Below are 1,301 nucleotides of genomic sequence, written 5' to 3' on the forward strand. Positions count from 1 at the left end.
GCCAGTACAGGTGGTTCAGTGATCGTTACCGTTGCCGTAGTGATACAACCCATTGCATCGGTAACAGTTACGATGTAAGTTCCAGCGATAAGATTAGATGCAGTGGCAGTTGTCTGTACCGGTGAAGTATTCCAGCTGTAAGTAAACGGTGCGGTACCACCAGTTGCATTTACGGTAGCAGATCCTGTTGCTGTACCAAAGCAGTCAGCGTTGTTTGCGGTAGTGCTTGCGGCAAGCAATGGCGGTTCAGTTATGGTAACCGTAGTAGTTGTAATACAACCGGCAGCATCAGTTACCGTAACCGTATAGGTTCCAGCAGTAAGGCCTGTTGCTGTTGCACCAGTTTGTACCGGCAGGGTATTCCAGGAATAAGTGTAAGGTGCAGTTCCACCGCTCACGTTCACTATTGCAGATCCGGTTGCTGTTCCGAAGCAGGATACATTGCTGAAGGAAGCAGTAGCGTTCAGTACTGGTGGTTCAGTTATGGTAACCGTAGTAGTTGTAATACAACCGACAGCATCAGTCACAGTTACCGTATAGGTTCCAGCGATAAGATTAGATGCAGCGGCAGTTGTCTGTACCGGTGAAGTATTCCAGCTGTAAGTAAATGGAGCGGTGCCGCCTGTTACATTTACGGTAGCAGATCCTGTGGCCGTTCCAAAACAGTCAGCGTTGTTTGCGGTAGTGCTTGCGGCAAGCAATGGCGGTTCGGTGATCGTTACCGTAGCGGTAGTGATACAACCCATTGCATCGGTAACGGTTACCGTATAGGTTCCAGCGATAAGATTAGATGCAGTGGCAGTTGTCTGTACCGGTGAAGTGTTCCAGCTATAAGTAAATGGTGCGGTCCCTCCTGTTACGTTCACAGTAGCAGATCCAGTGGCTGTTCCAAAACAGTCAACATTATTACCAACTGTTGTGGCAGCCAGTACAGGTGGTTCAGTAATCGTAACCGTTGCCGTAGTGATACAACCCATTGCATCGGTTACAGTTACCGTATAGGTTCCGGCGATAAGGCCTGTTGCTGTTGCTGTAGTCTGTACCGGTGAAGTGTTCCAGCTGTAAGTAAATGGTGCGGTCCCTCCTGTTACGTTCACAGTAGCAGATCCAGTAGCTGTTCCAAAGCAGTCAACATTATTACCAACTGTTGTGGCAGCCAGTACAGGCGGTTCGGTGATCGTTACCGTTGCCGTAGTGATACAACCGGCAGCATCGGTTACAGTTACCGTATAGGTTCCGGCGATAAGATTAGATGCAGTAGCAGTTGTCTGTACCGGTGAAGTGTTCCAGCTGTAAGTAAA

Annotated in this window: 1 pseudogene; it reads right to left on the reverse strand. The window is 48.8% G+C overall.

The features are described from left to right. Window positions 1–1,301: pseudogene (locus tag OI18_RS23475) on the reverse strand (hypothetical protein); the annotation flags it as partial.

Origin of the sequence: Flavihumibacter solisilvae, from assembly GCF_000814475.1 — a bacterium.
In the GTDB taxonomy this organism is placed as follows: Bacteria; Bacteroidota; Bacteroidia; order Chitinophagales; family Chitinophagaceae; genus Flavihumibacter; species Flavihumibacter solisilvae.